The following is a 26,439-nucleotide window of genomic DNA, read 5'->3' as shown; positions in this document are numbered from 1 at the left end:
TCCCGGCGAGCCTTGTTGTAATCAGTTTTTCCATGAGTGTAGGCTCATGCCAGCCGAATGGTGTGCGCTCATTGAAGCCGGACAGCCTGGCGTTGTGAATTGTTGTGAAGCACAGGTTAATGGCCCATTGCCCATGCTAACGTCGGCGCCAGGCTATCGTCAGCACGACGATTTCATTCGTACCTTCAGGGGAGCAGCGCCGATGTCTACTACCGTAACGCCCGCCGGCAGCGGGGCAAACACGCCTAAAGCGTCACCTTCGGCGTTCGATGACAAGTTGAACATTGCCAAGTCCAGCAAAGTGATTGCCGACTATATGCGCCAGACCGGCAAGTCGGCCATCACCAAGCAGGAGCTGACCCAGTTGGCCAACAATGCCTCGGGCAAAGTGCCTGCCGAGGTGTCCGATGCTGCCAGGTACATGGAGCGTCACCCTGACGTGTTCACCGCCATCGAAACCCACGACGTGGCCGGTGCCGATAACCTGTCGGGCGTGTGGAACTTCGATTGGGCGGCCAACGGTGGGCTGAAAGGCACCGCCACCGATGCCATTGCCAAGATGCAGGATACATTCGATTTTGCGATCGCCAAGTCGGCGCAAATCACCGAAATCAGCACTGCCAAAAAAGCCGAGCTGGACTCGACCAAACAACGGCCGCAGAACTGACGGCAGCTTGTACCGCCGGGCTTACAAACCCTACCAACAGGTTACACGATAGCCGTGACGCATTTGAGTTGGCACTGTCATATCCAGCGAGAAGTTAATCTCGTCAAGTAAGAGAGTGTGGTCATGAAGTTGAGTTATCTAACCAAGGCGGCAGTGGTTGTCGCGCTGTTGTCGACCTTGTCGGGCTGCTGGATGTTCATGCCGCCGGGTGGCGGCGGTGGTGGTGGTCACGGTGGAGGGCACGGGCAAGGCGGCGGCCCTGGCGGTGGTGGCGGCCCGCGCTGACGGGTAGAGATGGGAGGCAAGCCTTGATGAAGGGCTTGCCTCTTTTTTTGCCTCTGATAAACCCCAGGCAAAGAAAAGCCCGCGTGGGGCGCGCGGGCTAAAAGGATGTTCATTAGGAGCTGGATTCACCCTATTCCTCTATCTGTGAAAGGTTTGTGAAAGCTTTGGCAAAAAAGTGTATGCCTCAATCGTGACGTGGCTGTACGGGGCAGGGCAGTCCATAACCCTCTACTGTCGCTGGCATACCCCTCCGCTTGGATGCCGCGTTATGTTCATGTCTACCAGCCTGTTGTCAGCTTTTGTGCTGTTTGCCTTCGTGTCTTCGATCACCCCGGGACCCAATAACACTATGTTGCTTGCGTCGGGCGTGAACTTCGGGTTTCGCCGCTCGATGCCTCACGCGCTGGGGATCAGCATTGGTTTCATGCTGCTGGTGATTTCGGTAGGCCTGGGGTTGGGCGAGGTGTTCAAGGTGTTTCCGTGGGCGTATACCGTGCTGCGCTACGTGGGCGCAGCCTATCTGCTGTACCTGGCGTGGAAGATTGCGACGGCGGGCGGCATGTCCGACAGCCCTGATGAACAGGGCAAGCCAATGACCTTCCTTGGCGCGGCGGCGTTCCAATGGGTGAACCCCAAGGCCTGGATCATGGCGTTGGGGGCAATCACCACCTATACGCCGGCTGAAGGCTACGTCACCAATGTGCTGGTGATTGCACTGGTGTTCGCCGTGGTCAACCTGCCCAGCGTCTGCGTGTGGGTCGTGTGTGGCAGCGGCTTGCGCAATGTGTTGCGTGAGCCGCGCTGGTTGCGGGTGTTCAATTGGTCGATGGCGGCGTTGCTGGTGCTGTCACTGTACCCGATGCTGGTTGTCAGCTGAGGGCCGCTTCAGACGGGTGAGATGGTTGCCAGCAGGCCGATGCCGATGGTGAGTACCAAAAAGCCGAACAGGAAAAGTGCCATCTTGGTCATAAGGCCTCCGAAGGGAAGGGGGTGGGGATGGCGCTATTGTCCGCCCAGGAGGCGTTTCGATACAGATGCAGATGGCAAAGAAAAAAACGTATCAGATGCGCTTGCGGCTGTTCTGCCGGGGGCTTTGAAGGGTTAAGGTTTTTTCAGGCTCAGTGCCTGAGACAGCCAACGTATTTGCCCCTAAGATGGCGCCCAGTGCATCAACAATAAGAGTGGGCCAACCCTCGATGGAAAGACGTCAATTCAGCGGTGGCATGAAAGGCAAGAACCTGCGCTACCTCAACGAAACCTCGCAGCCGGCGTCGGTCACCCGCGTCGGCTTCCTGTTGCTCGAACACTTCTCCCTGCCGGCCTTCACCCAGACCCTCGACACGTTCGTTACCGCCAACCTGCTGCGTCCCGACCTGTTTGCCTCGCGTACGTTCGGCTGTGATGAGGGTGAAGTCATCAGCGACCTTGGTCTGGTGATCCGCCCGGATGCACGCCTGGACGTGTTGGCGCTGCAAGACCTGGAACTGCTGGTGATCTGCGGCGGCTTTCGCACGGAACTCAAGGCCGGCGAAGACTTCATTCATTTGCTGCGCGCTGCCGCCGAACAGGGCATCAGCCTCGCCGGCCTGTGGAACGGCGCTTGGTTCCTTGGCCGTGCCGGACTGTTACAAGGCTATCGCTGCGCCATCCACCCGGAACATCGCCCGGCACTGGCAGAAGTGTCCAAGGCCACCCACGTCACCAGCGAACCCTACGTGATCGATCGCGACCGCCTTACCGCCTCGAGCCCGTCTGGAGCCTTCCACATGGCGCTGGACTGGATCAAGGGCTTGCATGACAAGGCCCTGGTCGAGGGCATCGAAGACATCCTGGCCTTCGAAGAATCCCGCTACCGGCGCATCAAGCCCACCGAAAACGTCAGCGTCAGCGCGCCCCTGCGTGAAGTGGTGAAGCTGATGGACGCCAACCTCGAAGAACCCCTGGAGCTGGACCAGTTGGCCGTCTACGCCGGCCGCTCTCGGCGCCAGTTGGAACGCTTGTTCAAGGAACAACTGGATACCACGCCGCAGCGCTACTATATGGAACTGCGCGTGACGGAAGCGCGGCGGCTGTTGCAGCACACCGAGTTGTCACAGGTGGAGGTGCTGGTGGCGTGTGGGTTTGTTTCGCCGAGTCATTTCAGCAAGTGCTATAGCTCGTATTTCGGATATCGCCCCTCCAAGGAGAAGCGCTTGGTCAAGTAAGGTGATGACTGACTGATTTTTTCAAGGAAGGGTTATGCCTCTGACACTTTTGGATCGTTATCGCGGTAGTTTGCTGGGCCTTGCGTGCGGCGATGCGGTAGGCACTACGGTTGAATTCATGCCTCGCGGCACATTCACACCGCTCACCGATATGGTGGGTGGAGGTCCGTTCAGCCTGAAGCCGGGCCAATGGACAGATGACACCTCAATGGCGCTGTGTTTGGCCGAAAGCCTGCTGTGCAAAGGTGGATTCGACGCAGCCGACCAGATGGGCCGGTATTTGAACTGGTGGAAGTGGGGCTACTTGAGCTCCACGGGCGATTGCTTTGATATCGGTATGACCGTGCGCTCTGCACTCACGGCATTCGAGACGCACGGTGATCCATTTGCGGGCTCTACTGATCCTTTTTCTGCGGGCAACGGCTCGCTTATGCGTCTCGCGCCGATAGTGTTGTTTTACTTCCCTGACGTTTACTCTATCGACGATTTTTCCCGTCAAAGTTCTCGTACGACGCATGGCGCTCAAGAGGCAATCGAGTGCTGCGTGGTGCTGGCGCGGGCAATCAGTAATGCGTTGAGTGGTGCGACAAAGGAGCAGATGTTGAGTGTTTCGCGTGCCGGTATCTCTGCGCCGAAGGTCGTAGCAATTGCCCAGGGGGATTATTGCAGCAAGAGGCTCGCGTAAATCACGGGTTCTGGTTACGCGGTGGCCTCATTAGAAGCGGCGCTGTGGTGTGTCCTTCAGACTGACAGCTTCGCCGACGCGGTGTTGGCGGCCGCGAACCTGGGCGATGATGCTGATACAACGGCTGCTATCGTTGGGCAATTGGCGGGGGCACATTATGGCGTGCAAGGTATTCCGCAGGCGTGGTTGGAAAAGCTTTGCATGCGTGATGACATTGAAGAAATGGCTGACGCATTGTTCAAGGCCTCTACTTAAAACCTGTTACCCATCAACTAAGGGATCACGAAGCTCCCTGAAGTGAGCCGATTTGCTGGGGTAAACAGGCTTGTTGTGGTGAGCAGGCTTGCCCTGCGCTGGGCCGCGAAGCGGCCCCACTGCAGGCACCGCAGTTCTTCAGTCGGAAATCGGCCGTCTGGGTTTAGGGCTGCTTCGCAGCCCAGCGCAGGGCAAGCCTGCTCACTACAGAGAGTTCAGAATCGGTCCAGGCGATAGGGGGCCACTGACGGTGCCTGGCCCACTCTCGCCAACTCCCCAACCCACTCCGCCGTCACCGCCGCCTGTGTCAGCCCTAAATGCTGATGCCCAAACGCAAGCAGCACCTTCCCGTCACACACCCGGTCAATCACTGGCAGCGAGTCTGGCAATGACGGCCGAAACCCCATCCACGGCGTTGCACCTTCTGCACTCAAGTCCTCGCGAAACAACCCCTTGCTCAACCGATGCAGTTGCCAGGCACGCTCCATATTCGCAGGCCGATCAAGGCCGGCGAATTCCACCGTGCCGGCCAGGCGCAAGCCGTCGGTCATGGGCGTCATGATGAATTTACGCTCCAGGGAGGTGACCGCAAACGGCAGACGGTGGTGTTCATTGGGCAGCATCAGGTGGTAGCCGCGCTCGGTGTCCAGCGGGACTTTTTTGCCGGTCAGGGCGGCGGTCAGTTTGGCCGAATGGGCGCCGCAGGCGATCAGGACCTGACGCGCGCTCAGCGGTTCCTGGTCAGTGGAGAGTGAGATGCCCTGTGCGTCGACGCGGCCATCCAGCACCTGGCGTTTAAGAAACTGCACGCCGCTGGCTCTGGCTGCCCGCACCAGTTCGCAGACCACGTGGTAAGGATCAAGAAAGTGCCCGGTGCCGGGAAAAAACAGCCCGCCCTGAATGTTGTCGCTCAACTGCGGTACAGCCCCGCGTATGGCATCGCCGGACCAGAACGCCACCGGCACCTGCTGCTGTTGCATGCGCTGCTGCAAGGCATTGAGGGCTTCCCGTGAATCCGCCCGTTCAAACACCAGCAGCGAGCCATCCTCACGCAGCAACTCCGCGCGCCCAATGCTGTGCAGCAAGCGCTGCCAGGCGCCCAGGCTGCCTTCATTGAGCGCGCGGATACCCGCGACCGTGCGTTGATAGTTCGCCGGACGCAGGTTCAGCAGCAAACGCACGAACCAGGGCAGGGCGTGCGGCAGGTATTTCCAGTCCAGGCGCAGTGGGCCCATGGGGTCCAGCAGCATGCCGGGCAAGCGCTTGAGGATCGATAGGTCGGCGATGGGAAACACTTGCTCGGTCGCCAGGTGCCCGGCGTTGCCGTACGACGCGCCCATACCCGGTTCCTGCGGGTCGACCACCAGCACTTGGCGCCCCTGACGAGCCAGTTGCAGGGCACAGGCGACGCCGATGATGCCGGCGCCGACCACGATGATATCCGGATCGGACATGGCCTACGCCTCCCTCTGGCCATCGAGCAAGCGCCGCAGCAGCAAAGGGTTGCCGTGCTGGAGCGCGGCAGGCAACAGTGCATCGGGGAAGTCTTGATAACATACGGGGCGCAAAAACCGTTGGATCGCCGCCGTGCCCACCGACGTGCTGCGCGAATCGGATGTGGCGGGAAAGGGCCCGCCATGAACCATGGCATCGCAGACTTCCACACCCGTCGGCCAGCCGTTGACCAGCAGGCGACCGGCCTTGCGCTCCAGAACCGGCAGCAGGGCTTTGGCGCTTGGCAGATCGTCTTCGTCCAGATGCAGGGTGGCGGTCAGTTGGCCTTCCAGGTGTTCGGACACCTGGCGCACTTCTTCATTGTTAGCGCAGACGACTATCAGCGACGCCGCGCCGAAGACTTCGGCCTGCAGGTGTTGATTGGCCAGGAACGCTTGCGCCTGGGTCACAAACACATGGGCCTGGCCCTGGTTCGGGCCCGTCGCCGGCAAACCCTGTGCGACAACCTTGGCGTGTTCGGTCAATGCGTCCACGCCGGAATCGTAGGCACTGGCGATACCGGGTGTGAGCATGGTCTGCGCCGCGCAACTCGGCAGCAACTCACTGGTGGTGCGGATGAAGCGATCCAGGGCCGGCCCTTGCACCCCGATCACCAACCCTGGGTTGGTGCAGAACTGCCCGGCACCCTGGGTCAATGAAGCCACGAAGCCCTGGGCCAATGCTTCACCCCGGGCGGCCAGTGCCGCCGCAAACAGGTACACCGGGTTGATTGAGCTCATTTCCGCATACACCGGAATTGGCTCGGCCCGTGCCTGCGCCGCCTGTTTCAACGCCACGCCACCGCTGCGCGAGCCGGTAAAGCCAACTGCCTTGATGCGCGGATCGGTGACCAACGCAATCCCCACCTCGCGACCTGAACCGTACAGCAACGAAAACACGCCCTCGGGCAAACCACAGGCCTGAACGGCTTGCGCCACCGCCCGGCCCACCAGTTCACTGGTGCCTGGATGCGCGCCATGGGCCTTGACGACCACCGGGCAACCGGCGGCCAGCGCGGAGGCGGTATCGCCACCCGCCACGGAAAACGCCAGGGGGAAGTTGCTCGCACCAAACACGGCCACCGGGCCCAGCGCGATATGGCGCTGGCGCAGGTCTGGGCGAGGCAGCGGCTGGCGTTGCGGCTGTGCAGGGTCCACCCGCACATCCAGCCATTCCCCGGCGCGTACGGTGCGGGCGAAGGTGCGCAGTTGGCCGCAAGTACGCCCGCGCTCGCCTTGAATGCGCGCGTGGGGCAGGCCGGTTTCGGCGACGGCACGTTCGATCAGCTCATCACCCAGGGCTTCGATTTGCGCGGCGATGGTCTCAAGGAATGTGGCTCGAACCTCCAGCGAGGTTTCGCGGTACCCATCAAACGCGGCCCACGCCAGAGCGCACGCCTTGGCCACTTGTTCGCCGTTGCCGCCCGGATAGGCCGGTTCCATGGGGGTGTCGGTCGCGGGATTGACCGCCCGGATCGCCTCGCGATTGCCGGTAGTGGCGTGCTGACCGATCAGCATTTTGCCCGTCAGAGTCATGGGATCGTCCTGGTAGAAAAGAGGTTGGCCGCTGCGAGAACCGCAGCGGCGCGCAAGGGGTCAGGCGACGTTCTGTTCCGCCGACCAGGTGGCGTACCACTGGCGGAACAGCGCGTACTGGTTTTCGGCGTAACGACGTTGCGCGTCGCTGAGCGCGTCGGTGTCGTTGAAGTGCAGGGCGTAGCCTTTATCACCGTTGAGCACCATCAAGTGCTTGTAATACAGCACCAGGTCGCAGCCTTCATCGAACGACGACAGCACCGCCAGCGCCGCTTCCAGCTCACGGGCCTGGCGACGGGCCTTGGCATCGCCCTTGGCGGCTTTTTTGCTCAGCGCGACCAGTTGCAACACTTCCCGAGGCAAGGCGTTACCAATGCCGGTAATGGCGCCGGTGGCGTTGCAGTTGACGAAACCGTGCACCACCTGGGTGTCGACGCCGACCATCAGGGTCACGTTATCGTCCTGGGATGTGATGTGCTCTGCGGCGTAGCGCAGGTCGGCACCGCCGCCGAATTCCTTGAAACCGATCAGGTTCGGGTGTTCGCGACGCAGTTCGAAGAACAGGTCGGCGCGGGTGGCGAAGCCGTAGTAGGGGCTGTTGTAGATCACCGCTGGCAGGTTTGGCGCGGCCTTGAGGATCGCCGAAAAGTGCGCCTTCTGCGCGTTAGCGGAGGCACCACGGGACAGCACGCGCGGAATCACCATCAGGCCATGGGCGCCGACCTTGGCCGCATGGGCGGCATGGGCCACGGCTTCGCGGCTGTTGACCGCGCCGGTGCCAACGATGGTCGGCACACCGGCTGCCACCAGGCGTGCCACGCCTTCCTGGCGTTCGGCTTCGGTGAGCAACGGCCAGTCGCCCATGGAGCCGCAGTACACCACGGCACTCATGCCGATATCGATCAACTCGCGGCCCTTGGCGACCAGGGCGTCGAAGTCGGGCTTGCGCTCGGCGGTGCACGGGGTCATCAGGGCGGGGATGCAGCCGGTGAAGATGTTGTCGCTCATTGTTCTAACTCCTTGGAACGTTCAGTACAAACAGGGAAGGGTTCAGATGCCCCAGGCAAAAGGGTCACGCTCGTCGATCAGCAAGGTGCTGTCGGCGGTCATGTAGGCGCTGCCAGTGATGAAGGGGCGGATGTGCTCGCCGTCCCATTCGTAGCGGCCTTCGAATTGGCTGCCGGTGATGCTGGCTTGGGTCCAGGTTTCACCCGGCTTGAGTTTTTCATCGGCGGCCAGGCACGCCAGCTTGGCGCTGGTGCCGGTGCCGCAGGGCGAGCGGTCGTAGGCTTTACCGGGGCACATCACGAAGTTGCGGCTGTCGGCGTGGTCGTCGTCGGCGAACAACTCGATATGGTCGATCAGTGCACCGTCTGCACCCTGAATGCCTTGCTCTTCCAAGGCCTTGAGCATCGCCCAGGTGTAGTCGGTAAGCGCATCCACGTTGTCCATCTGCAAGCGTTGGCCATGGTCCGACACCAGGAAAAACCAGTTGCCGCCCCAGGCGATATCGCCGTAGGCCACGCCATGCCCCGGCACTTGCACCGGCACCTGCTGGCGCAGGCGATAGGCAGGCACATTGCGCAGGGTTACGCTGCCGTCTTCGTGCAGCGTGGCCGCCACCGGGCCAACGGGCGTGTCGATCGTGTGCACGCCGGGCTGGATACGGCCCAGGTGGTGCAGCGACGCAACCAGACCGATGGTGCCGTGGCCGCACATGCCGAGGTAACCGGCGTTGTTGAAGAAGATCACGCCACAGATCGCGCCTGGCGTAACGGGCTCGCAATACAGCGCGCCCACCAGTACATCATTGCCACGCGGCTCCAGCAGGCAGGCGCGGCGCCATTGATCATGCTCGGTGCGCAGGCTGTGCAGTTGATCGGCAATCGTCGCGCCGTTCAGCGCCGGGAAACCGCTCATGACCAGGCGCGTCGGTTCGCCGCCGGTGTGGGAGTCGATCACATGCAGTCGCTTCATAAAAGGCTCCTGAATCAGTAAGTCGCGGGTGTCAGCGGCGCGTGAGGTTCGTCGACCGCTTCGCTTTCATCGGCTTCGTGTTCCAGCCGTACCAGGTGAGCCGGCACGCCAGTGGCTGCGCCCCAGTAGTAAATGCCGAGTGCGCAAACGGCGACGACAATCGTGTCGAGCGGGTGGCTGATCACGCCGATGCCGCCAAAACTGCCGAGCTTGGACAGCAGGATCGTCACCGCGTAAAAGCCGATCAGCCAGGCAGACGAGCGCACTTGCTGCTTGAGGTTGATGTGTGCGGTCGGCACCCAGCGTGCGCACAACAGGTACACCACGAACATCAGGATCTGCAGGCCGAGCAGCCAGGACACCGTGCCCCAGCCAGACCAGTACACAATCAGTGCGGCGATGATGAACGACAGCGGGCCCAGCACCGCCATGCCCTTGACCCGGAACGGCCGCGCCATCTGCGGTGCATTGCGACGCAGCGCGGCAACAGTAACCGGGGCCACGGCGTAGCTGAGGATCAGCGCCGCAGACACCACATTGATCAGTGCTTCCCAGGACGGGAACGGCAGGGTCCAGAACACCGACAAGCCAAAGGTCAGCCATAGCGCGGGCCGTGGAATGCCGGACTTCTCATCGATACGCGTGAAAATCTTGAAGAACGTGCCGGTCTGCGCCCAGCCATACACCACACGGGGCGTGGCGTTCATGTAGATATTGCCGCAGCCGCTGGGGGAGATCACGGCGTCGGCCACCACCAGATAGGCCAACCAGCCCACGCCCAGCGCCAGGGCGATATCGCGGTAGGGCAGCGCCAGTTCCTTGCTGATCCCGGCCCAGCCATTGGCAAGCATTTCCGTGGGCACGCCACCGAGGAAGGCGGTTTGCAGCAGCACGTAGATCGCGGTCGACAACAACACCGAAAGGATCAAGGCAATGGGAATCGTGCGTTGCGGGTTCTTCACTTCACTGGCCACCGAGATGATCGGCGTCAGCCCCAGGTAGGCAAAAATCACCCCGCCGGCCGACACCGCCATCTCGATGCCCGACAGCCCAAACGGCGCGAAACCCTGCACCTGGAAGTTCGCCGGTTTGAAGAAGGTGAACAGCACGCCAATCACCAGCAACGGTACGATGAACTTGAACACGCTGACCAGGTTGTTGGCGATGGCGAAGGTTTTCACGCTGCGGTAATTGAGCACGAAGAACAGGCACAGCAGGGCGAATTGCACCAGCCAACCCAGGGTGGTCGGGTCGCTGGAGCCGGCTTTGGTCAGCTCGGGAAACCATGCCGCCGCGTACTGTCGCGAGGCGACCACTTCGATAGCCACCAGGCTGGAAAATGCAATCAGGGTAATGAAACCCATCAGGTAGCCCAACAGCGGGCCATGGGAGTAGACCGGGTAGCGCACCACGCCGCCGGCACGCGGCAATGCGGCGCCCAGTTCGCAGTACACAATGCCCAGCAGCAGTACCGCGAAACCACCGATGAGCCAGGAAATAATGCCCGCCGGGCCTGCGATTGCGGATACGTGGCTGGCTGCGAACAACCAGCCCGAACCAAAGATGGCACCCAACCCGATAAAGGTCAGGTCCATCAGGGAAAGCTGTTTCTTGAACTTGCCTTGAGCTGACATAGCGTCGCCTTCTTGTGAGTTATTGGATAGGCATGCAGTGGCCATAGAGTGAACTCATGAACGGCGGCGCGATTGATGTTTTTTGCTGGCATCGATGACGAAATCAGCACAGTTTTGGTGGCTCGACAGGGCGCAGGGCATCGGGCAATCTGCTAGCCGTCCAGGCAAACAATGGGAGCAACCGTCATGATGCAGAGCGCGTTTGCGACCCTTTGCCAAGGGAGCAACCCCCAAGACATCGAACAGTTATTGGGCAGTGTCGCGCAGCTATTGCCGATGCTGGACGTGATCCCCAATGCGGCGATTTTCATCAAGGACACCCAGGCCCGCTATGTGCTCGCCAACCGCACCCTGGTGCAGCGCTGCGGCCTCAAGCAGCTGCAACCGCTGCTGGGCAAGACCAGTGCCGAAGTCTTTCCTGCGCAACTGGGGCCGGGCTACACCGAGCAGGACCGGCGCGTGCTGGAGCAGGGCTTTGTGCTGGAAGATCAGCTGGAACTGCACCTGTACGGCACCCGCGAACCCGGCTGGTGCTTGACCCACAAGTGGCCGCTGTACAACCATTCGGGCGCGATCATTGGCCTGGCCGGTATCTCGGTCGACCTGCAGACCGCCAGCGAAAGCCACCCGGCGTACCAGCGCCTGGCCGCCGTGGACGCGCACATCCGCGCGCACTTCAACCGTCGTGTGCCCTTGGGTGAATTGACACGGATCGCAGGGATTTCGGTGGCGCAGTTGGAGCGCTACTGCAAGCGCGTGTTCCACCTCACGCCACGGCAGATGATCCAGAAAGTGCGACTGGAGCATGCGCACCAGCTGTTGCACACCGACCTGCCGATCACCGAAGTGGCGTTGCAGTGCGGGTATACCGACCACAGCGCGTTCACCCGCCAGTTCAAGGCGTCGACTGGGTTTACGCCGAGGCAGTATCGGCAGTTGGAGTAGTCGCCCCACATTGCAATGCAACGAATGGCCCCGGTTGTGGCTCCTATGCTTACGAGCAACCTTTGGACGACAACAGGGATCAGGCATATGACGGCGGCTGAAAACAACCATGTGAACTGGCTGGTGGAACAATCGATGCTGCACGCGGCACGCCAGCGGGCCAAGCTCTATTCGGGCCAGGGCCGGTTGTGGCAACAGCCGTATGCGCAGACCCGGCCCCGTGATGCTTCGGCCCTGTCGTCGGTGTGGTTTACCGCGTACCCGGCGTCCATCGTGACCCGCGAGGGTGGCACGGTGCTGGAGGCTTTGGGGGATGAGGCGCTGTGGCAGGCGTTGTCGAAGATCGGCATCCAGGGTATCCACAATGGCCCGCTGAAGAAGTCTGGCGGCCTGAAGGGCACGCAGCACACGCCAACTATCGATGGTAATTTCGACCGCATCAGTTTCGAGATCGACCCGCAGTTGGGCACCGAGGCGCAGTTGCAGGCCTTGACGCGCATGGCGGCGGCACACAATGCGGTGATCATCGACGATGTGATCCCGTCCCACACCGGCAAGGGCGCGGATTTCCGCCTGGCCGAGATGGCCTACGAGGACTATCCCGGCCTGTACCACATGGTAGAAATCCGCGAGGAGGACTGGGCGCTGTTGCCCGACGTCGCTGAAGGCCGTGACGCGCAGAACCTCAGCCCCGCCCAGGTCGATGCGTTGCGTGACAAACACTACATCGTCGGTCAGTTGCAGCGGGTGATCTTCTTCGAACCCGGCGTCAAGGAAACCGACTGGAGCGCGACGGATGTAGTGCTGGGCGTGGACGGCAAGCCGCGTCGCTGGGTGTACCTGCATTACTTCAAGGAAGGCCAGCCGTCGCTGAACTGGCTGGACCCGACTTTTGCCGCACAGCAGATGATCATCGGTGATGCGCTGCACGCCATCGACGTGATGGGCGCGAAGATCCTGCGCCTGGACGCCAATGGTTTTCTCGGTGTGGAGCGCAAGCTGGACGGCACGGCCTGGTCCGAGAGCCATCCACTGTCGATCACCGGCAACCAGTTGCTCGGCGGTGCGATTCGCAAGGCGGGCGGTTTCAGTTTTCAGGAGTTGAACCTCACCGTGGACGACATTGCCTCGATGTCCCATGGCGGTGCCGACCTGTCCTATGACTTCATCACCCGCCCCGCGTACCAGCACGCGCTGCTGATGGGCGATGCCGAGTTCTTGCGCCTGATGCTGCGCGAAATGCACCGTCAGGGCATCGACCCAGGCTCGCTGATCCATGCGTTGCAGAACCACGATGAGCTGACGCTGGAGTTGGTGCATTTCTGGACCCTGCACGCTCATGACACGTTCCTGTATCAGGGGCAAACCTTCCCCGGCAATATCCTGCGTGAGCACATTCGCGAACAGATGTACGAGCGTCTGGCCGGTGAGCACGCGCCGTATAACCTCAAGTTCGTGACCAATGGGGTGTCGTGCACCACCGCGAGCATTATTACGGCGGCGCTTGGCATTCGTGATCTGGAGGCGATCACCGCTGCGGATATCCAGCAGATCCGCCAGATCCATTTACTGTTGGTGATGTACAACGCGATGCAGCCGGGCGTGTTTGCCTTGTCGGGTTGGGACTTGGCGGGCGCGCTGCCGCTGGCGGCTGAAGAGGTCGAGCACTTGATGCAGGATGGCGATACCCGCTGGATTCATCGCGGGGCTTATGACCTGGTGGACCTGAACCCGGATGCGGAGCTTTCGGCGGGCCATATGCCGCGTTCGAAAAGCCTCTATGGCAGCTTGAACAGCCAGTTGCAGGATCCGGAATCCTTCGCCTCGCAACTGCAGAAAATCCTCGCTGTGCGCCGTGCCTACGACATCGCCGCCAGCCGCCAAATTTTAGTGCCGGAGGTTGAAAACTCGGCGTTGCTGGTGATGGTCCATGAATTACCGGCCGGCAAAGGCACGCAAATTACCGCGCTGAACTTCGGTGCCACACCCATCACCGAAACCCTGCATTTGCCGGATATCGCTGCCGGGATGGTGGTGGACATCATCAACGAGAGGGTGGAGGGCGACCTGACGGCGGAGGGTGAATTCACCATCACCCTGGATGCGTACGAAGGGTTGGCACTGCGGGTGGTCAGCAGTTCACCACTGTGACCACCCTCCCAAGATCAATAGAGCTGGGGCACGATCAATTCCGGCGGGGTCGGGTTGCGCGAGTAATCCTCCTGCCGCACGCGCTGCGGCAGTTCGATCACCGGTAGCTCGACTTCCTCATACGGCATCTGCCCAAGCAAGTGGTGGATGCAGTTGAGCCGGGCTTTTTTCTTGTCATCGGCCTGCACTACCCACCACGGCGCTTCGGCAATGTGGGTGCGCTCGAGCATGATTTCCTTGGCTTTGGTATAGGCTTCCCAACGGCGACGTGACTCCAGGTCCATGGGGCTGAGTTTCCACTGCTTGAGCGGGTCGTGAATGCGGCTGAGAAAACGCAGGTGCTGTTCCTGGTCGGAAATCGAAAACCAGTACTTGATCAGCTGGATACCGGAGCGGGCGAGCATGCGCTCGAACTCGGGCACGGTGCGGAAGAATTCTTCGTACTGGTCCGCGTTGCAAAACCCCATGACCTGCTCGACGCCCGCGCGGTTGTACCAGCTGCGGTCGAACAGCACGATTTCGCCGGCGGCTGGCAGGTGCGAAACGTAGCGCTGGAAGTACCACTGGGTCTGCTCGCGGTCATTCGGCGCGGGCAGGGCGGCGACTCGGCAGACCCTGGGGTTCAGGCGTTGAGTGATGCGCTTGATCACGCCTCCTTTACCGGCGGCATCGCGCCCTTCGAACAGGATCACCACTTTGTGACCGGTCTTGACCACCCAGCTCTGCAATTTCACCAGTTCGCCTTGCAGGCGGAACAGTTCGCTGAAATAAATCCTGCGCGCGGTTTTCTCGGCGCTTTCACCGACGTGCTCGTCAAACAGTGCGTTGAGGTCGTGCCCGTCTTCGGATAACTCCAGTTCCAGCTCTTCGTCACTGTGATCCAGCAATTCACGATGGATGCGCTGCATCAAGGCATCTTCTATTGAGGACATGGGCGGAACTCGCGTGGTGGGGATGGCAAAGTCTTAGTCGCATTTTGTTACTAACCAATGACATCAAATGCCGTGATTGCGGTGGGAGAGGGGGACAACCAGGCGTTTTGCCACTCCACGTTCATAAAACCGTAACAAGAATGTTGCAGAGTTCCCGGGCCCGAAATCACAAGGATTTTCCTTAATGAAACGTCTGATGAAGTCTGCTGCACTCGCCGTTGCGGTTTCTCTCAGTGCCACCTCGGTGTTTGCTGCCGAGAGCATCCGCCTCACCGGTTCCGGTGCGAGTTTCCCAGCCCCGATCTACCTCACCTGGTTCAAGGATTTCAGCAAGAAAACCGAGGGTGTCACCGTTGATTACCAATCCAAAGGTAGCGGTGCGGGCGTACAGGACTTCCTGAACAAAACCGTCGACTTCGCCGCCAGCGACTCGGCCATGAAAGACGAAGACATCGCCAAGGTTGCCGAAGGCGCGCAACTGCTGCCGATGACTGCCGGTGAAATCGTGTTGGCGTTCAATCTGCCGGGCAATCCTAAAGAGCTCAAATTGCCACGCGATGTGTACTCCAACATCTTCCTGGGCAAGATCACCAAGTGGAACGATCCGAAGATCGCTGCCGCCAACCCAGGCCTGAAACTGCCAGACATGCCGATCACCGTAGTCGTACGTGCAGACTCCAGCGGCACCACCGCTGTGTTCACCAAGCACTTGGCAGCGATCAACCCTGAGTTCCAGAAAGACCTGGGCGAAGGCAACACCGTCAACTGGCCCGCCAGCGACAAGTTCATCAAATCGCCGAAGAACGATGGTGTGACCGCCACTGTGCGCCAGACCCCAGGCGCGATCGGCTACATCGAATACGGCTTCGCCAAACTGGCCAAGGTTGACTTTGCCCAGCTGCAGAACAAGGCCGGCAAATACGTGGTACCGAACGCCGAGAGCGGCGCCGAAGCCCTGGCTGCGGTGAAAATGCCGGAAAGCCTGGTGGCCTGGCTGCCGGACCCGGATGGCGCCAAGTCCTACCCGATCACTTCCTACACCTGGATGATCTTCCGCAAGGACAACGGCAACCCAGCCAAAGCCAAAGCCATGCGTGAAATGGTCGAGTACAGCCTGACCGAAGGTCAGAAAATCGCCGACTCGATGGGCTACATCCCACTGCCTCCATCGGTTGTCGATCAAGTTCGCAAAGCTTCCGCCAACATCCAGTAAGGCCGCCAGGCCGCTCCCGGTATGGGCTGTCAGCCATGCCGGGAGCGTTCCCCCCTTGTTCCGGAATTAGCCAATGAACACACCTTTTGTCGTACCGGTTAACCCGGATTCTGCGTGCCAGCCACCCTCTACGAAGGATTTCCTGGTTGACCGCACCTTCCGTGCACTTGCACGCATAGGCGTAGTGCTGGTGCTGGCGCTGGTTTTCGCGCTGGTCTTCGAAGTAGGACGCAAGGCACTTCCCGGCATGGAAAAGCACGGTTTTGATGTGCTGTTCGGCAGTGTCTGGGACGTTAACCAAGGCAAGTACGGCATTCTGCCAGCTATTTGGGGCACGCTTTACAGCGCCCTCATCGCGTTGTTGATCGCAGGTTTTTTCGGCGTCAGCATGGCGATTTTTCTCACCCAGGATTTCCTGCCGGCAAAACTCGCGGCGGTGTTTCGCACCATCGTTGAACTGCTCGCAGCCATCCCCAGCGTGGTCTACGGCCTCTGGGGCATATATGTGGTGATCCCGGCCATCCGCCCGCTGACTGCGTGGCTGAACACTGAACTGGGCTGGATCCCGTTTTTCGGCACATCCCTGAGCGGACCGGGCCTGCTGCCGGCGGCGCTGGTGCTAGCCATCATGATTCTGCCGACCATTGCCGCTGTTTCCCAGGATGCTCTCACCGGTGTGCCGATGAAAACCAAGCAGGCCGCCTACGGCATGGGCACCACCCACTGGGAAGCGATTCTCAAAGTGATGGTGCCATCCGCCGCGACTGGCATCTTCGGTTCCCTCGTGCTAGGCCTCGGTCGCGCCCTGGGTGAAACCATGGCCCTGGCCATGCTGGTGGGCAACGCGAACAACATCTCGCTTTCGCTGTTTGCACCGGCCAACACCCTGGCGGCCTTGTTGGCGCTGAACTTCCCCGAAGCCGGCCCGAACGAGATCGAAGTGTTGATGTACGCCGCACTGGTCCTGATGTTTATCACGCTGCTGGTGAACATCATCGGTTCGATGATCATGGTCTACGCCCAGCGGGGTACCAAATAATGACTGATCTCTCTACGCCTATCACCGCCATGCCGAGCCTGCAGCGCCGGTTCGAAGGCCGCGCATTGCGCAGCCTGGTGCTGACCACGCTGGTGTGGCTCGGTGCGCTGCTGGCCAGTGTGCCGTTGATTTCCGTGCTCTACATGCTGATCACCCGTGGCGGCGCACGCCTGAGCCTGGAAGTGTTCACTGAACTGCCACCCACCGGCTTCGAGACCGGCGGTGGCTTCGGCAACGCCATGGCCGGTACGTTCGTGATGGTCGGTATTGCTGCCGCCATCGCCGTGCCGGTTGGCATCCTGGCTGCTATCTTCCTTGCGGAGCTGGGCCCGGACAGCAAACTGGCGAACGCCTCGCGCTTTGCCGCCAAGATGCTCACCGGCTTGCCATCGATCCTGGCGGGTGTGTTCGCCTACGCCTTGGTGGTGATGACCACCGGAACCTACTCGGCCCCGGCCGGTGGTGTGGCGCTGGCGGTACTGATGCTGCCAATCGTGGTGCTGACGGCTGAAGAGTCGATGAAGATGGTGCCCAAGATCATGAAGGACGCGGCGTACGGCATGGGCTGCACCCGCTCTCAGGTGATCTGGAAAATCGTCTTGCCCACCGGCATGCCCGCGATCCTGACCGGTGTGATGCTCGCTGTAGCACGTGCCGCCGGCGAAACCGCACCTCTGTTGTTTACCGCGCTGTTCAGTAACTACTGGATCTACCACGACGGCAGCCTGGCGGTCATGAATCCGACGGCGTCGCTTGCCGTGTTGATTTACAACTTCTCCGGCATGCCTTTCGACAACCAGCTCGAGCTCGCATGGGCGGCCTCGTTGGTGCTGGTAATGATCGTGCTGGTCGTGAATATCGTGAGCCGTATTTTCGGCAAGCCCAAGTACTAAGAACGGGAGCACCTGAATTTTGAACGTCTCAACTGCGCAAAAAGCCGCTCCGTTTGTCACCCAGGCACCTGTGGTCATGGACTGCAAGCTGGACAAGATTTTCTACGGCAACTTCATGGCGGTGCGTGATAGCCATGTGCCAATCGAGAAAAACAAGATCACCGGCTTCATCGGGCCGTCCGGCTGTGGCAAGTCGACTGTGCTGCGTAGCCTCAACCGCATGAACGACCTGGTGAAAGGCTTCCGTTTCGAAGGCCACGTGCATTTCCTCGGCCAGGACGTGTACGGCAAGGGCGTTGATCCGGTGGTCGTACGCCGTTACATCGGCATGGTGTTCCAGCAGCCGAACCCGTTTTCGATGAGCATTTTTGACAACGTGGCCTTTGGCCTGCGCCTGAATCGCTACAAGGGCGACCTGGGCGACCGCGTCAAGCACGCGCTGCAAGGCGCGGCGTTGTGGGATGAGGTCAAGGACAAGCTCAAGGTCAGCGGCCTCTCGCTGTCCGGCGGCCAGCAGCAACGCCTGTGCATCGCCCGCGCCATCGCGACCGAGCCGGAAGTGCTGCTGTTGGACGAACCTTGCTCGGCGCTCGACCCTATCGCCACGCGCCGTGTCGAAGAGCTGATGGTCGAGTTGAAAAAGGACTACACCATCGCGCTGGTCACCCACAACATGCAGCAGGCGATCCGTGTGGCCGACACCACCGCGTTTTTCTCGGTGGACATCTCCCAGGGCACCCGTACCGGTTATCTAGTGGAAATGGGCCCGACCGCGCAGATTTTTGAAAACCCGCGTGAGCAAATGACCGGGGACTACATCAGCGGCAAGTTCAGCTGACCCATGCACCGTCTTTCAGGAATGCCAATGCCTGCAACACATCGTCTTGATCTGGCGGCGATCGAACGCGCACTGCGTGAGGTCCAGGCCCGTTTTGCCCAGCTCAGCCGGGACTTCACCGAGCCACGCGACCCGCTGACAGACGAAGTGCTGCAGAATGTGCTTGAAGGTTATGCCCTGATTGACGACTATGTTGCGCGCGGTGTCGACCTGTTCGACCTCCAGCAACTGAACCTGATGCTGGAGATCAATGCCACGGTGCTCTGTGGCAAAGACCCGGTACGCCGGCAGGAATACGCGCAACACCTGGCAGCGACCGAAGTGCACTTTTTCAACAATGTCGAAGGTGGCATCAAGGATCTGTACAACTGGTATTGCAAGCACCATAACGAATCCGTATGGAAGCGAGCAGCCGGGGTCTACGTGCGGGTCCTGAGCAAGCCGCAGTTATTCATTGAAGGCAATCACCGCAGTGGGTCGCTGATCGTCAGTTACCTGCTGATGCGCGAGGGGTTGCCACCGTTTGTGCTGACCCTGGACAACGCCGAGGGTTATTTCAACCCGTCCTCGGTGATACGCAACTCCGCCAAGCATGGCGTCATGGCCTTGTACGAATTGCCCAAGATCAAGAAAAAATACGCAGCGTTCCTGGAAGATAACGCCCCAGACCCAACCGAGTTTTTCCTGAGCGACACACCAGCGCCCGCCCACCTAGGGGGCCATTGATGGGAAGGTACCCAGTGCTCGACACGATCAAGCGTGTGTTCAAGCGTCAGCGAATCCGTATTTCGTTCGACATCGACGACACACTGGCCTGCCAGCTCCACCACAGTGCGACCGAACACAGCCGCTTGCCGGCGTGTGTGCACCGTTGGTTGGGTGAGCCCCTGCGCAGCGGAACGCGCTCTTTGACCCGTGAGCTGCGTCGCCAGGGCTGCAGTGTCTGGGTCTACACCTCGTCCGGCCGCACGCCGTCCTACATCCGCCGTTGGTTGTTGCTGTACGGCATCCATGTCGACGGCGTGGTCAACAGCGTGCGACATAACCAGGCCCTGACCGAACGCGGGCTGACGAGCACGCCGTCAAAATTCCCACCGGCCTTCGATATCGATTTGCATGTTGATGATTCTGAGGGCGTTCAGCTTGAAGGCTTCGACCACGGGTTTCGCGTGGTGGTCGTGGACCCGCAAGATGAGCAGTGGGCGCAGCGTGTGTTGGAGGCTGTTGCACAGGTCCAGGCGCAGCTGGCTCGCCAACAGCCCCAGAGGCACAAAGTCCCTGTACGGGCTTATCCAGGGCTGACGTTGAACGGATAAAACAAATGGGGCGACTGATTGATCAGTCGCCCCTCGTGTTTACTGGTTGTTCAACGCCCCAAGAAACTCAGTATGGCGCAACACCTTCGAAAACATCGACAGCGTGAAGTTTTCGGCCGCCTTTTGCTGTTCGTCGGTGAACGTCGCTGTGCAGTCGGCCAGCGTCACCACGTTGTAACCCTTCTCATAACCTGATCGAACTGTGCCTTCGACGCAGCAGTTGGTCAGGAATCCCGCCACCACCAGGTTCTGGATGCCATTGTTGCGCAGCACCAAGTCCAAACCCGTGGTTGCGAAGCCATCCAACCCGCGCTTGCCTTCCACAAGTATATCCCCGGGCTCATGGCTGATCGCCTCGGTCATCTCGGCGCCCCAACTGCCGGAAAGGAAAGCTGCGCCATCGGCAACGCCCTTCAAGATTCCATAGTCACGCTTCGTCAGTTCCGGGTAGCCCTCAGCGAACTGGATCGGCAGGTGAATGATCTTCACGCCCAGCGCGCGCGCCTGTTGCACGGTCGTCGCGGTGTTCGCCAACATGTCGGACTGGTGCATCACGTCTTTGACGGCGTCATGAAACACGCCACCTGCGGTGGTGAAGTCGTTTTGGAACTCGATCAGGACAAGTGCGGTGGCGTTTGGATTCATGATGAAGCTCCGAGAGGTATCACTGAATTGGACCCTTCAGAGTATATTCACTGAATCAACCCCCACAAGGACAGTGCAATGACCCGCTATTTCAAGCCTCCAGAGAGTGACCAGGTCGAAGAAGTCGATGCGTTCCAGGTGTTGGCAGTATTGTTTCTCGGCCCTCTCTACCTTCTCTTTGCAGGCCTTTGGCTTCATTTGCTGATCTGGGTTGTCGCAATAGGGCTGGGTTTTCTCGCAGGCCCGCCCTGGGCGGCGATTCCCATTGCCGTGCTGCCCATCCTCTACTGTTTCCTGATCCGTAAAATCGTCGCCACTGAGTATGTGAAGAAAGGCTGGGTCGAAGTGCCTGACCCGGCGCTTGCGCTCAAGAAACCAGCGCCAGCGACGGAGTCTGTCGTCGAGTAGTTACGGGGACGCACGCTTCACCTGCTTCCTGGAGCGTGATGTCCATTGCGTTGGCAGGGCGCCACGATAGCGGGTCAGGTGGCACACGTAGTTGGATGACATAGCGGTTTTACTTCAGATGCTTACCTAGCTCACTGATCTACCAAGCTTTTTTACCGACTTGCTGAAGCAAGAAAGCTGCCCCGCGACCTTGCGTCAAAGCGACTGGATCTATATATTCCCAACCCTGCAACACGCGCTGCCGCCCGAATGGCGAAACTGGTAGACGCATGGGACTTAAAATCCCCCGCTCGTAAGGGCGTCCCGGTTCGATTCCGGGTTCGGGCACCATCATTTGGTTTCACGACCTCCCAGGACGTCGCTGAAGCCCGCAAAGAACCTGCCTTGCGCAGGTTTTTTTGTGCCCAGGTTTTTAGCCGGATGTACTCCTGCCCCTCGCTGAGCCCACCAAAACGCTGACGAGTCTTTTTGAACAGATACTTAGCTGTGATTTCAAGATTCGGTCAAAGCGCGTACGAAGTAACACTCAAGAAATCAGGACGTTTCTGACGCTGACAGTGCTTCCACAGGGCCGCTGTCGCGGTATTAACTTGGGCACCTTTATTGAGGGTCTGCTCATGTCTGAAGATTTGCTTAAATTGTTCTCTACCGAGGTCATGCAAAACGGGCCGGAGTCGACGCTGCCTTGTAACTTGAGCGACCAGTGGCTTGAGGTTTTATCCGCGCAGTTGGAGGATTTTTTCGAGAATGATTTGGATGAGTGCCTTTCACTCCCCATGATGGCGGTACTTCATATCCTGTTCGCGAAAAATAAAGGGGAGGCGATCTCGGAAACTCACGACAGGCTTTTTGATCATCTTTGCAACTATCGGATAGAGCTGGGGTTGGAAGAGATCAGACGGAAAACGGATGTGAGTGTAGAGCCCGCCAGTTTAGAGGCCATCCTCACGAATCGCACAGTGACCTTTGAGAGATAGGTCGATTGATTACTTCGAAGTACAAATGATGTGCCCGGCCCTGCATTTATTCACCCAACACAACCTCCTAGAGTTCATCCCATTCGCCGCCCCGTCATTTCGGCAGGGTGTGAACTGGAGAACGTCTGATGCCCTGTGTAAATAGAAGTGAATCGCGCAATAACCTGGTGGAGTCCACATCGTGACGCGTCCTGTCAGTATCGACTTCGTGTCGGATGTCATGTGCCCTTGTGTGCACTCGGCGCTGTAGCGCTGCAACAGGCTATCGAGAATCTTGCGGGCGAAGTTGCGGTGGAACTGACGTTCAAACCCTTTGAGCTGAACCCGGATATGCCGCCCGAGGGAGAAAACGCCGTTGAACACATGATGCGTAAATATGGCCGCACGAGAGCCGAAGTTGCCGCGCGCAATGACGTAGTGATCGCCCGTGGCAACGCCTTGGGCTTCACGTTCGACTTGGCGAAGCGTACTCATTTCTACAATTCTTTCGACGCCCATCGGCTGTTGCTCTGGGCGTTAGTTGACGGTCGCCAAGTGGCGCTGAAGCACCTTCTGTTCAAGGCGCATTTCAGTGATGGGGAGAACATCAGCAGCCGCGACACCTTGGTGCGTCTTGCCGGTGAAGCGGGGCTCTCGACCGTACGCGCCCAAGGGGTGCTGGACAGCGGGGAGTTCGCTGTTGAAGTCCGTGAGCTTGAAGACTTTTATTTCAGGCGCGGCGTCAGTTCTGTTCCGGCCATGGTACTGAATGGGCGTCACCTGGTGGCTGGCTCACAATCCGTCGAGGAATACGAACAAGCCATCAGGCAAATAGCAGGTGACGCCGTGATTACACGAACGGCTGACCACTGAACCCGCGTGGCAAACGCTGCAAACCTGGCAGGTCGGTAAGGCGCTGCGTCCACGCGCTGCGCCAGTCAACGTGGGTCTGAGTCTTGGCTTTGCGATTGGCACGGCGAGCGGCGTTGCGCTGGGTCCGACGCGCTTCTTTATAGGCATCGGTATTGCGGCAGGTACGGCATTTGACCCGGTTCAGCTCGGTGCTGGAAGGGAGGTTGGTGCCGTGGTGGCCACAGGCCAAGTGACCTGCAACCTTGAAGTGAATGACCATGTAAGCGTCTCCTTCTTGGGGGTACGCACATCGGTAGACCCACGATGCGCGCGGGGAGGGCGGGGTTTTGAAAAACCTCGACACCTAGGGTTACGACCCCAACAACCAGACAGCGTTCGGTTTTGGCTATAGACCTGTTCAAGCCTGGCACCTGAGGCTAACCTGCCACGCTACCCATCAAGAATAAGGAAGCAATGATGAGCGTCGATTCCCTGCCAATCGAGGGCAGTTGCCGTTGTGAGTGTGTGCGCTTCAGCGTGAGTGCCGCCCCGGTGATCACCATGGCCTGCCATTGCACCGGCTGCCAGAAGATGTCTTCCAGCGCGTTCTCACTGAGCGCGCTGATTCCCGCCAGCGGCTTCACGGTGACCCAGGGTTGCCCGGTGATCGGCGGTATGCAGGGCGTGGATCGCCATTATTTCTGTCCCCATTGCATGAGCTGGCTGTTCACGCGACCCCATGGCATCGATGAGTTCGTCAACGTGCGCGCCGCCTTACTGGATAACGCCAGCGGTTACGTGCCGTTCATGGAGACCTGGACCCGCGAGAAGCTGCCGTGGGCCTCCACCCCAGCGGTGGAAAGCTTTGCTCAGTTGCCCGAGCCTCAGGAATTTCCGCGCTTGATGCAGGCCTACGCCGAGTTCAGTCGATCAACGCCAGCAAATCAGTAGTGCCCACATCCAACCCCGCCTGGGTCAGCAAGGTTGTGGCCTGGCCCCGGTGGTGGGTCTGGTGATTGAAGAAGTGCACCAACAGGCTGAAGAAGTTTTTATCGGCGCTCACGCCGCGCATGTTGCTGTAATGCAGGCGATGGTCCAGGTCGATCTCCTGCACGGTGTGGCTCCAATCGACAATGAGTTGATCCAGCCAGCTGCGATGGGCTGCCAGCTCGCGTATATCCGCGAAGGCCAATTGTTTGAGATCGGCGGGGGCAGAAACTGCATTCAGCGGAGCCAAGACTGCGTAGCCTGCTGGATGCTGCGCAAAACGCTTGAGCCAGACGGTATCGCCCAGCGCCAAGTGGTTCAGCGTACCGAGGATCGAGCCGAAAAACGCCTGTCGATCCCTCGCCAACTCCGCGTCCGTCAGTGTCAGGGCCGCGTCATAGAGCTTGCGGTTCATCCACTGGTTGTAATTTGCCATCAGTGCGATGTGCTCAGTCCGGTTCACTTGGGTTTTCTCTGGAAGTCGCGATAGCGTCATGATAGGCCGTGACCGCCCGGCGGTCATGGTGTTCCGGCAAGGCCGGGCTATGGTTGATAGACGCCAACGCTGCGCCCTCGGAGGGTGACACCATGAACACCAGTGATTTACTTGAACAACTCTTGCGCGCCGGGCAAGGCGGCAGTGCGTCATCCGGCGGACTGGGTGGGCTCCTCGGTGGGTTATTGAAAGGCACCAGCACCGGTAATGCTTCGGCCGGTGGCGGCCTGGGTGGGTTGTTGGGAGGCTTGGGCGGTATGTTAGGCGGTGCGTCTGCGACACGTCCGACGCAAGGGCGTTCCGGTGGGATGAACTACGCCGCACTGGCGTCGTTGGGGATGGCGGCATTTCAGGCGTATCAAAGCTGGCAACGCCAGCAAGCCAGCGCGCCGCAGCAAGCGATCCAAACGGTTGACCAACTCGAAGGTGCACAGGCTGAAGCGCATAGCCATGGGGTGTTACGTGCGCTGATTGCAGCGGCCAAGGCCGATGGCAAGATCGATGAGCAGGAGCAGCAGATGATCTCCGCCGAGATAGGTCGCCATACCGATGACATCCAATTGCAGCAATGGCTGGACGCCGAAGTCGCCAAGCCGTTGGATGCAGCGGACTTTGCTGAATACGCTCATGACCCGGCGTTGGCGTCAGAGATCTACCTGGCCAGTGTGATGTTGGTGGACGATCAGCAGGACGCCGAGCGCAACTACCTGGATGACCTGGCGGGGCAGTTGCAAATCGACGCGCAATTGCAACTGCACCTGGAACAACAAGCCAAGGCCTAGAACCGTAATGTGGCCCCGGTGGTGAGCCATTGCGCGCGCTCACCGATCAGGCTGCGCCCGACCACCAGGTCCACGTCGACAAATTCGCCGACGTGAAACCTGGGCCCGGCCTGCCATGCCTGGTCGCCGCCGTCCTGGCCGTAACGCTCGGCGATCAGCGTCAATGAATGCGCCACCTGGTACTCAAGGCCAGTGCCCCAGGTCAGGCGGTGTTTTTGGTCGCCGTCGTTGTAGGCGTGGGACCAACCGGCATTCAGGTTCAACCGCAGTGGCTCCAGTGGCTGCCATGTCAACGGGATATTGAAGTCGGCGCCATCAAAGCCATGTCGGCGGTCGTGTGCAAAATGCGCACCGGCTGACACGGCCATTTCCAGCCCCAGATCTTCCCGCGACCATACGTGCGCCTTGAGCTGTGGGTTCACTTGGGTTTCGCCCTTGTCTGCGCTGGTAGCGCGGGACAGGGCTGCGCCCCATTGCACCGAAGGCAGCGCGGCGAAGGTGCAGGCAGGCGACAGCGTTTCAGTGTGAGTGCTGCCATCGTGGCGGTTGGCGGTGTGCCAGGCGTCGACATTGCATTCGCCCGGCGCATTAATCGCGCCGTCATCGACCACGTAAGAACCACCGGCCGCATTGGCCTTGGACAGCAAGGCAATCGCCAACAGAATGCCCAGGGTAAGTCCGATAAAGATCAGGTTGCGCTGCAACGCGCGACGCTTGGCCGGTGGTAGCAGCAACAGAGTATGACGCGCACCTCGGTAGTGACGCGCACGGTATTTGGCGAACCCGTCCTGGCGGGGTTGCGTGTGTTTTTTTGTGCATGATGCACCTCGCATGAATTCAGCTTTCTACGGTCAGCACCGAAATGCCGCTGGCTTTGGCCTGGCAGACCAGCTCGCAAGTGTCGTCACCACCGGGTAGGGCGATGACCACGTCCGGGCGGCTGTCGGTCAGCATGAAATGGTTGCGCTGGCGTTCCGCCTGCTTGCCGTGGCGTTGCCAGTTGGGCGGGTAGCGCACCACGTCGATGCTCAGTTCCCGTGCCCAGTCCTCGACGTCGCTGCCGAGGAATTGGTTGCCGCCGTGGATCAATACCTGCACCGGGCGCAGGCGGTGGTAAGCGTCCAGCACTTGGCGGGACATTTTGGTGTCGGCGTAATGACGACCTGCACAGATCAAGACGCGCATAAGGTGATTCCTTGTGTTGCACGGTGGCGGCCGGGCGACCGCCACCGTTTAAACGGCGGGGGGGA

27 protein-coding genes, 1 tRNA gene and 2 pseudogenes are annotated in these 26,439 nt (G+C 60.1%); 19 read left to right on the top strand and 11 right to left on the bottom strand.

Annotation, left to right across the window (positions count from 1 at the left end):
• Positions 1-202 precede the first annotated feature (202 nt).
• The 5 genes and pseudogenes from RB216_RS14825 to RB216_RS14805 all read left to right on the top strand — a co-directional run bounded on the left by RB216_RS14825 (position 203) and on the right by RB216_RS14805 (position 4,096).
• A complete protein-coding gene (locus tag RB216_RS14825) occupies positions 203-667 on the top strand; it encodes a hypothetical protein (protein WP_122814657.1) in 465 nt (154 codons plus the stop codon).
• Between the two features lie 123 nt (positions 668-790).
• The gene (locus RB216_RS14820) at positions 791-952 is read left to right on the top strand and encodes a hypothetical protein (protein WP_162834921.1); all 162 of its coding nucleotides are present in this window, start codon (positions 791-793) and stop codon (positions 950-952) included.
• 268 nt (positions 953-1,220) lie between these two features.
• Positions 1,221-1,829: a LysE family translocator gene (locus RB216_RS14815; protein ID WP_028616266.1), complete on the top strand. Its 609-nt coding sequence runs from the start codon at positions 1,221-1,223 to the stop codon at positions 1,827-1,829.
• Between the two features lie 319 nt (positions 1,830-2,148).
• Complete coding sequence (souR, locus tag RB216_RS14810) at positions 2,149-3,156, top strand: transcriptional regulator SouR (RefSeq protein WP_372514683.1); 1,008 nt, start codon at positions 2,149-2,151, stop codon at positions 3,154-3,156.
• Positions 3,157-3,190: 34 nt separating this feature from the next.
• Positions 3,191-4,096, top strand: a pseudogene (locus RB216_RS14805) (ADP-ribosylglycohydrolase family protein).
• Between the two features lie 215 nt (positions 4,097-4,311).
• Here the strand turns inward: RB216_RS14805 and RB216_RS14800 are convergent.
• Genes RB216_RS14800 through RB216_RS14780 form a run of 5 tightly spaced genes read right to left on the bottom strand, consistent with a single transcriptional unit; the run spans position 4,312 to position 10,736 of the window.
• Positions 4,312-5,550, bottom strand: coding sequence for an NAD(P)/FAD-dependent oxidoreductase (locus tag RB216_RS14800; protein ID WP_068933039.1), 1,239 nt, complete (start codon positions 5,548-5,550; stop codon positions 4,312-4,314).
• A gap of 3 nt (positions 5,551-5,553) precedes the next feature.
• Positions 5,554-7,125, bottom strand: coding sequence for an aldehyde dehydrogenase (NADP(+)) (locus RB216_RS14795; RefSeq protein ID WP_308907464.1), 1,572 nt, complete (start codon positions 7,123-7,125; stop codon positions 5,554-5,556).
• Between the two features lie 60 nt (positions 7,126-7,185).
• The gene (locus RB216_RS14790; protein ID WP_308907463.1) at positions 7,186-8,133 is read right to left on the bottom strand and encodes a dihydrodipicolinate synthase family protein; all 948 of its coding nucleotides are present in this window, start codon (positions 8,131-8,133) and stop codon (positions 7,186-7,188) included.
• Positions 8,134-8,175: 42 nt separating this feature from the next.
• Positions 8,176-9,102 (bottom strand): 4-hydroxyproline epimerase, encoded by a 927-nt coding sequence (locus RB216_RS14785; RefSeq protein WP_308907462.1) that lies wholly within the window; start codon positions 9,100-9,102, stop codon positions 8,176-8,178.
• Between the two features lie 14 nt (positions 9,103-9,116).
• Positions 9,117-10,736, bottom strand: a complete 1,620-nt coding sequence (locus RB216_RS14780; RefSeq protein WP_028616260.1) for an APC family permease — start codon at positions 10,734-10,736, stop codon at positions 9,117-9,119.
• A 186-nt stretch (positions 10,737-10,922) separates the two neighbouring features.
• Between RB216_RS14780 and RB216_RS14775 the strand changes: the two genes are divergently transcribed.
• Positions 10,923-11,681, top strand: coding sequence for an AraC family transcriptional regulator (locus tag RB216_RS14775; protein WP_308907461.1), 759 nt, complete (start codon positions 10,923-10,925; stop codon positions 11,679-11,681).
• A gap of 87 nt (positions 11,682-11,768) precedes the next feature.
• Positions 11,769-13,832 (top strand): maltose alpha-D-glucosyltransferase, encoded by a 2,064-nt coding sequence (treS, locus tag RB216_RS14770; protein ID WP_028616258.1) that lies wholly within the window; start codon positions 11,769-11,771, stop codon positions 13,830-13,832.
• Positions 13,833-13,846: 14 nt separating this feature from the next.
• Here the strand turns inward: treS and ppk2 are convergent, their stop codons facing one another.
• Positions 13,847-14,764: a polyphosphate kinase 2 gene (gene ppk2 / locus RB216_RS14765; RefSeq protein WP_122684940.1), complete on the bottom strand. Its 918-nt coding sequence runs from the start codon at positions 14,762-14,764 to the stop codon at positions 13,847-13,849.
• A gap of 184 nt (positions 14,765-14,948) precedes the next feature.
• Here ppk2 and pstS point away from each other — a divergent pair, with 184 nt between their 5' ends.
• From pstS to RB216_RS14735, 6 genes are all read left to right on the top strand, one after another.
• Positions 14,949-15,977: a phosphate ABC transporter substrate-binding protein PstS gene (gene pstS, locus RB216_RS14760; RefSeq protein WP_016978033.1), complete on the top strand. Its 1,029-nt coding sequence runs from the start codon at positions 14,949-14,951 to the stop codon at positions 15,975-15,977.
• A gap of 73 nt (positions 15,978-16,050) precedes the next feature.
• On the top strand, positions 16,051-17,016 hold the full coding sequence (gene pstC, locus RB216_RS14755; protein WP_016978032.1) for a phosphate ABC transporter permease subunit PstC: 966 nt from the start codon (positions 16,051-16,053) through the stop codon (positions 17,014-17,016).
• Positions 17,016-17,909, top strand: coding sequence for a phosphate ABC transporter permease PstA (gene pstA / locus RB216_RS14750; protein WP_028616256.1), 894 nt, complete (start codon positions 17,016-17,018; stop codon positions 17,907-17,909). The genes pstC and pstA overlap by 1 nt, the downstream gene beginning before the upstream one ends.
• A 76-nt stretch (positions 17,910-17,985) precedes the next feature.
• The gene (gene pstB, locus RB216_RS14745) at positions 17,986-18,747 is read left to right on the top strand and encodes a phosphate ABC transporter ATP-binding protein PstB (protein ID WP_010210300.1); all 762 of its coding nucleotides are present in this window, start codon (positions 17,986-17,988) and stop codon (positions 18,745-18,747) included.
• A gap of 27 nt (positions 18,748-18,774) precedes the next feature.
• Positions 18,775-19,473 (top strand): hypothetical protein, encoded by a 699-nt coding sequence (locus RB216_RS14740; protein WP_028616255.1) that lies wholly within the window; start codon positions 18,775-18,777, stop codon positions 19,471-19,473.
• Positions 19,473-20,063 carry a hypothetical protein gene (locus tag RB216_RS14735; protein ID WP_028616254.1) on the top strand — a complete coding sequence of 197 codons (591 nt, stop codon included), beginning with the start codon at positions 19,473-19,475 and terminating at the stop codon, positions 20,061-20,063. Before RB216_RS14740 ends, RB216_RS14735 begins: the two co-directional genes overlap by 1 nt.
• Before the next feature lie 39 nt (positions 20,064-20,102).
• On the opposite strand, the gene RB216_RS14730 is transcribed toward RB216_RS14735, so the two are convergent.
• Positions 20,103-20,708 carry a cysteine hydrolase family protein gene (locus tag RB216_RS14730; protein WP_028616253.1) on the bottom strand — a complete coding sequence of 202 codons (606 nt, stop codon included), beginning with the start codon at positions 20,706-20,708 and terminating at the stop codon, positions 20,103-20,105.
• Positions 20,709-20,786: 78 nt separating this feature from the next.
• On the opposite strand from RB216_RS14730, the gene RB216_RS14725 reads away from it, so the two are divergent.
• The 4 genes and pseudogenes from RB216_RS14725 (at position 20,787) to RB216_RS14710 (ending at position 22,945) form a co-directional block, all read left to right on the top strand.
• The gene (locus RB216_RS14725) at positions 20,787-21,116 is read left to right on the top strand and encodes a hypothetical protein (protein ID WP_308907460.1); all 330 of its coding nucleotides are present in this window, start codon (positions 20,787-20,789) and stop codon (positions 21,114-21,116) included.
• Between the two features lie 243 nt (positions 21,117-21,359).
• Positions 21,360-21,446 (top strand) — tRNA-Leu (locus tag RB216_RS14720).
• Positions 21,447-21,733: 287 nt separating this feature from the next.
• A complete protein-coding gene (locus RB216_RS14715; RefSeq protein WP_050587842.1) occupies positions 21,734-22,093 on the top strand; it encodes a hypothetical protein in 360 nt (119 codons plus the stop codon).
• A 181-nt stretch (positions 22,094-22,274) separates the two neighbouring features.
• Positions 22,275-22,945, top strand: a pseudogene (locus RB216_RS14710) (DsbA family oxidoreductase).
• On the opposite strand, the gene RB216_RS14705 reads toward RB216_RS14710, so the two are convergent.
• Positions 22,923-23,204, bottom strand: coding sequence for a hypothetical protein (locus RB216_RS14705; RefSeq protein ID WP_028616250.1), 282 nt, complete (start codon positions 23,202-23,204; stop codon positions 22,923-22,925). The pseudogene RB216_RS14710 and the gene RB216_RS14705 sit on opposite strands and share 23 nt — an antisense overlap.
• Before the next feature lie 197 nt (positions 23,205-23,401).
• On the opposite strand from RB216_RS14705, the gene RB216_RS14700 reads away from it, so the two are divergent.
• A complete protein-coding gene (locus tag RB216_RS14700) occupies positions 23,402-23,875 on the top strand; it encodes a GFA family protein (protein ID WP_123477572.1) in 474 nt (157 codons plus the stop codon).
• Here the strand turns inward: RB216_RS14700 and RB216_RS14695 are convergent.
• Positions 23,847-24,374 (bottom strand): DinB family protein, encoded by a 528-nt coding sequence (locus RB216_RS14695; protein WP_308907459.1) that lies wholly within the window; start codon positions 24,372-24,374, stop codon positions 23,847-23,849. The two genes, RB216_RS14700 and RB216_RS14695, sit on opposite strands and share 29 nt — an antisense overlap.
• Positions 24,375-24,499: 125 nt before the next feature.
• On the opposite strand from RB216_RS14695, the gene RB216_RS14690 reads away from it, so the two are divergent.
• The gene (locus RB216_RS14690) at positions 24,500-25,189 is read left to right on the top strand and encodes a tellurite resistance TerB family protein (protein ID WP_028616247.1); all 690 of its coding nucleotides are present in this window, start codon (positions 24,500-24,502) and stop codon (positions 25,187-25,189) included.
• Here RB216_RS14690 and RB216_RS14685 read toward each other — a convergent pair.
• Both RB216_RS14685 and RB216_RS14680 read right to left on the bottom strand, forming a co-directional pair.
• Entirely contained in the window at positions 25,186-26,022 is an 837-nt protein-coding gene (locus RB216_RS14685; protein WP_308907458.1) for a PA4824 family protein, read from the bottom strand. The two genes, RB216_RS14690 and RB216_RS14685, sit on opposite strands and share 4 nt — an antisense overlap.
• Positions 26,023-26,026: 4 nt before the next feature.
• Positions 26,027-26,374: a DUF2493 domain-containing protein gene (locus RB216_RS14680; RefSeq protein WP_028616245.1), complete on the bottom strand. Its 348-nt coding sequence runs from the start codon at positions 26,372-26,374 to the stop codon at positions 26,027-26,029.
• Between the last annotated feature and the right edge of the window lie 65 nt (positions 26,375-26,439).

The sequence above is a fragment of the Pseudomonas canadensis genome, assembly GCF_030980095.1.
GTDB classification, from domain to species: Bacteria; Pseudomonadota; Gammaproteobacteria; order Pseudomonadales; family Pseudomonadaceae; genus Aquipseudomonas; species Aquipseudomonas canadensis.
Note: the sequence above shows the minus strand (reverse complement) of the source record. Positions and strands in the feature narration are given on the sequence as shown.

Bases quoted from the DNA above. Each gene is read 5' to 3' on its own strand.
- RB216_RS14825 (WP_122814657.1), top strand. From the start codon at position 203: ATGTCTACTACCGTAACGCCCGCCGGCAGCGGGGCAAACACGCCTAAA.
- RB216_RS14820 (WP_162834921.1), top strand. From the start codon at position 791: ATGAAGTTGAGTTATCTAACCAAGGCGGCAGTGGTTGTCGCGCTGTTG.
- RB216_RS14815 (WP_028616266.1), top strand. From the start codon at position 1,221: ATGTTCATGTCTACCAGCCTGTTGTCAGCTTTTGTGCTGTTTGCCTTC.
- souR (WP_372514683.1), top strand. From the start codon at position 2,149: ATGGAAAGACGTCAATTCAGCGGTGGCATGAAAGGCAAGAACCTGCGC.
- RB216_RS14800 (WP_068933039.1), bottom strand. From the start codon at position 5,550: ATGTCCGATCCGGATATCATCGTGGTCGGCGCCGGCATCATCGGCGTC.
- RB216_RS14795 (WP_308907464.1), bottom strand. From the start codon at position 7,125: ATGACTCTGACGGGCAAAATGCTGATCGGTCAGCACGCCACTACCGGC.
- RB216_RS14790 (WP_308907463.1), bottom strand. From the start codon at position 8,133: ATGAGCGACAACATCTTCACCGGCTGCATCCCCGCCCTGATGACCCCG.
- RB216_RS14785 (WP_308907462.1), bottom strand. From the start codon at position 9,102: ATGAAGCGACTGCATGTGATCGACTCCCACACCGGCGGCGAACCGACG.
- RB216_RS14780 (WP_028616260.1), bottom strand. From the start codon at position 10,736: ATGTCAGCTCAAGGCAAGTTCAAGAAACAGCTTTCCCTGATGGACCTG.
- RB216_RS14775 (WP_308907461.1), top strand. From the start codon at position 10,923: ATGATGCAGAGCGCGTTTGCGACCCTTTGCCAAGGGAGCAACCCCCAA.
- treS (WP_028616258.1), top strand. From the start codon at position 11,769: ATGACGGCGGCTGAAAACAACCATGTGAACTGGCTGGTGGAACAATCG.
- ppk2 (WP_122684940.1), bottom strand. From the start codon at position 14,764: ATGTCCTCAATAGAAGATGCCTTGATGCAGCGCATCCATCGTGAATTG.
- pstS (WP_016978033.1), top strand. From the start codon at position 14,949: ATGAAACGTCTGATGAAGTCTGCTGCACTCGCCGTTGCGGTTTCTCTC.
- pstC (WP_016978032.1), top strand. From the start codon at position 16,051: ATGAACACACCTTTTGTCGTACCGGTTAACCCGGATTCTGCGTGCCAG.
- pstA (WP_028616256.1), top strand. From the start codon at position 17,016: ATGACTGATCTCTCTACGCCTATCACCGCCATGCCGAGCCTGCAGCGC.
- pstB (WP_010210300.1), top strand. From the start codon at position 17,986: ATGGACTGCAAGCTGGACAAGATTTTCTACGGCAACTTCATGGCGGTG.
- RB216_RS14740 (WP_028616255.1), top strand. From the start codon at position 18,775: ATGCCTGCAACACATCGTCTTGATCTGGCGGCGATCGAACGCGCACTG.
- RB216_RS14735 (WP_028616254.1), top strand. From the start codon at position 19,473: ATGGGAAGGTACCCAGTGCTCGACACGATCAAGCGTGTGTTCAAGCGT.
- RB216_RS14730 (WP_028616253.1), bottom strand. From the start codon at position 20,708: ATGAATCCAAACGCCACCGCACTTGTCCTGATCGAGTTCCAAAACGAC.
- RB216_RS14725 (WP_308907460.1), top strand. From the start codon at position 20,787: ATGACCCGCTATTTCAAGCCTCCAGAGAGTGACCAGGTCGAAGAAGTC.
- RB216_RS14715 (WP_050587842.1), top strand. From the start codon at position 21,734: ATGTCTGAAGATTTGCTTAAATTGTTCTCTACCGAGGTCATGCAAAAC.
- RB216_RS14705 (WP_028616250.1), bottom strand. From the start codon at position 23,204: ATGGTCATTCACTTCAAGGTTGCAGGTCACTTGGCCTGTGGCCACCAC.
- RB216_RS14700 (WP_123477572.1), top strand. From the start codon at position 23,402: ATGAGCGTCGATTCCCTGCCAATCGAGGGCAGTTGCCGTTGTGAGTGT.
- RB216_RS14690 (WP_028616247.1), top strand. From the start codon at position 24,500: ATGAACACCAGTGATTTACTTGAACAACTCTTGCGCGCCGGGCAAGGC.
- RB216_RS14685 (WP_308907458.1), bottom strand. From the start codon at position 26,022: ATGCGAGGTGCATCATGCACAAAAAAACACACGCAACCCCGCCAGGAC.
- RB216_RS14680 (WP_028616245.1), bottom strand. From the start codon at position 26,374: ATGCGCGTCTTGATCTGTGCAGGTCGTCATTACGCCGACACCAAAATG.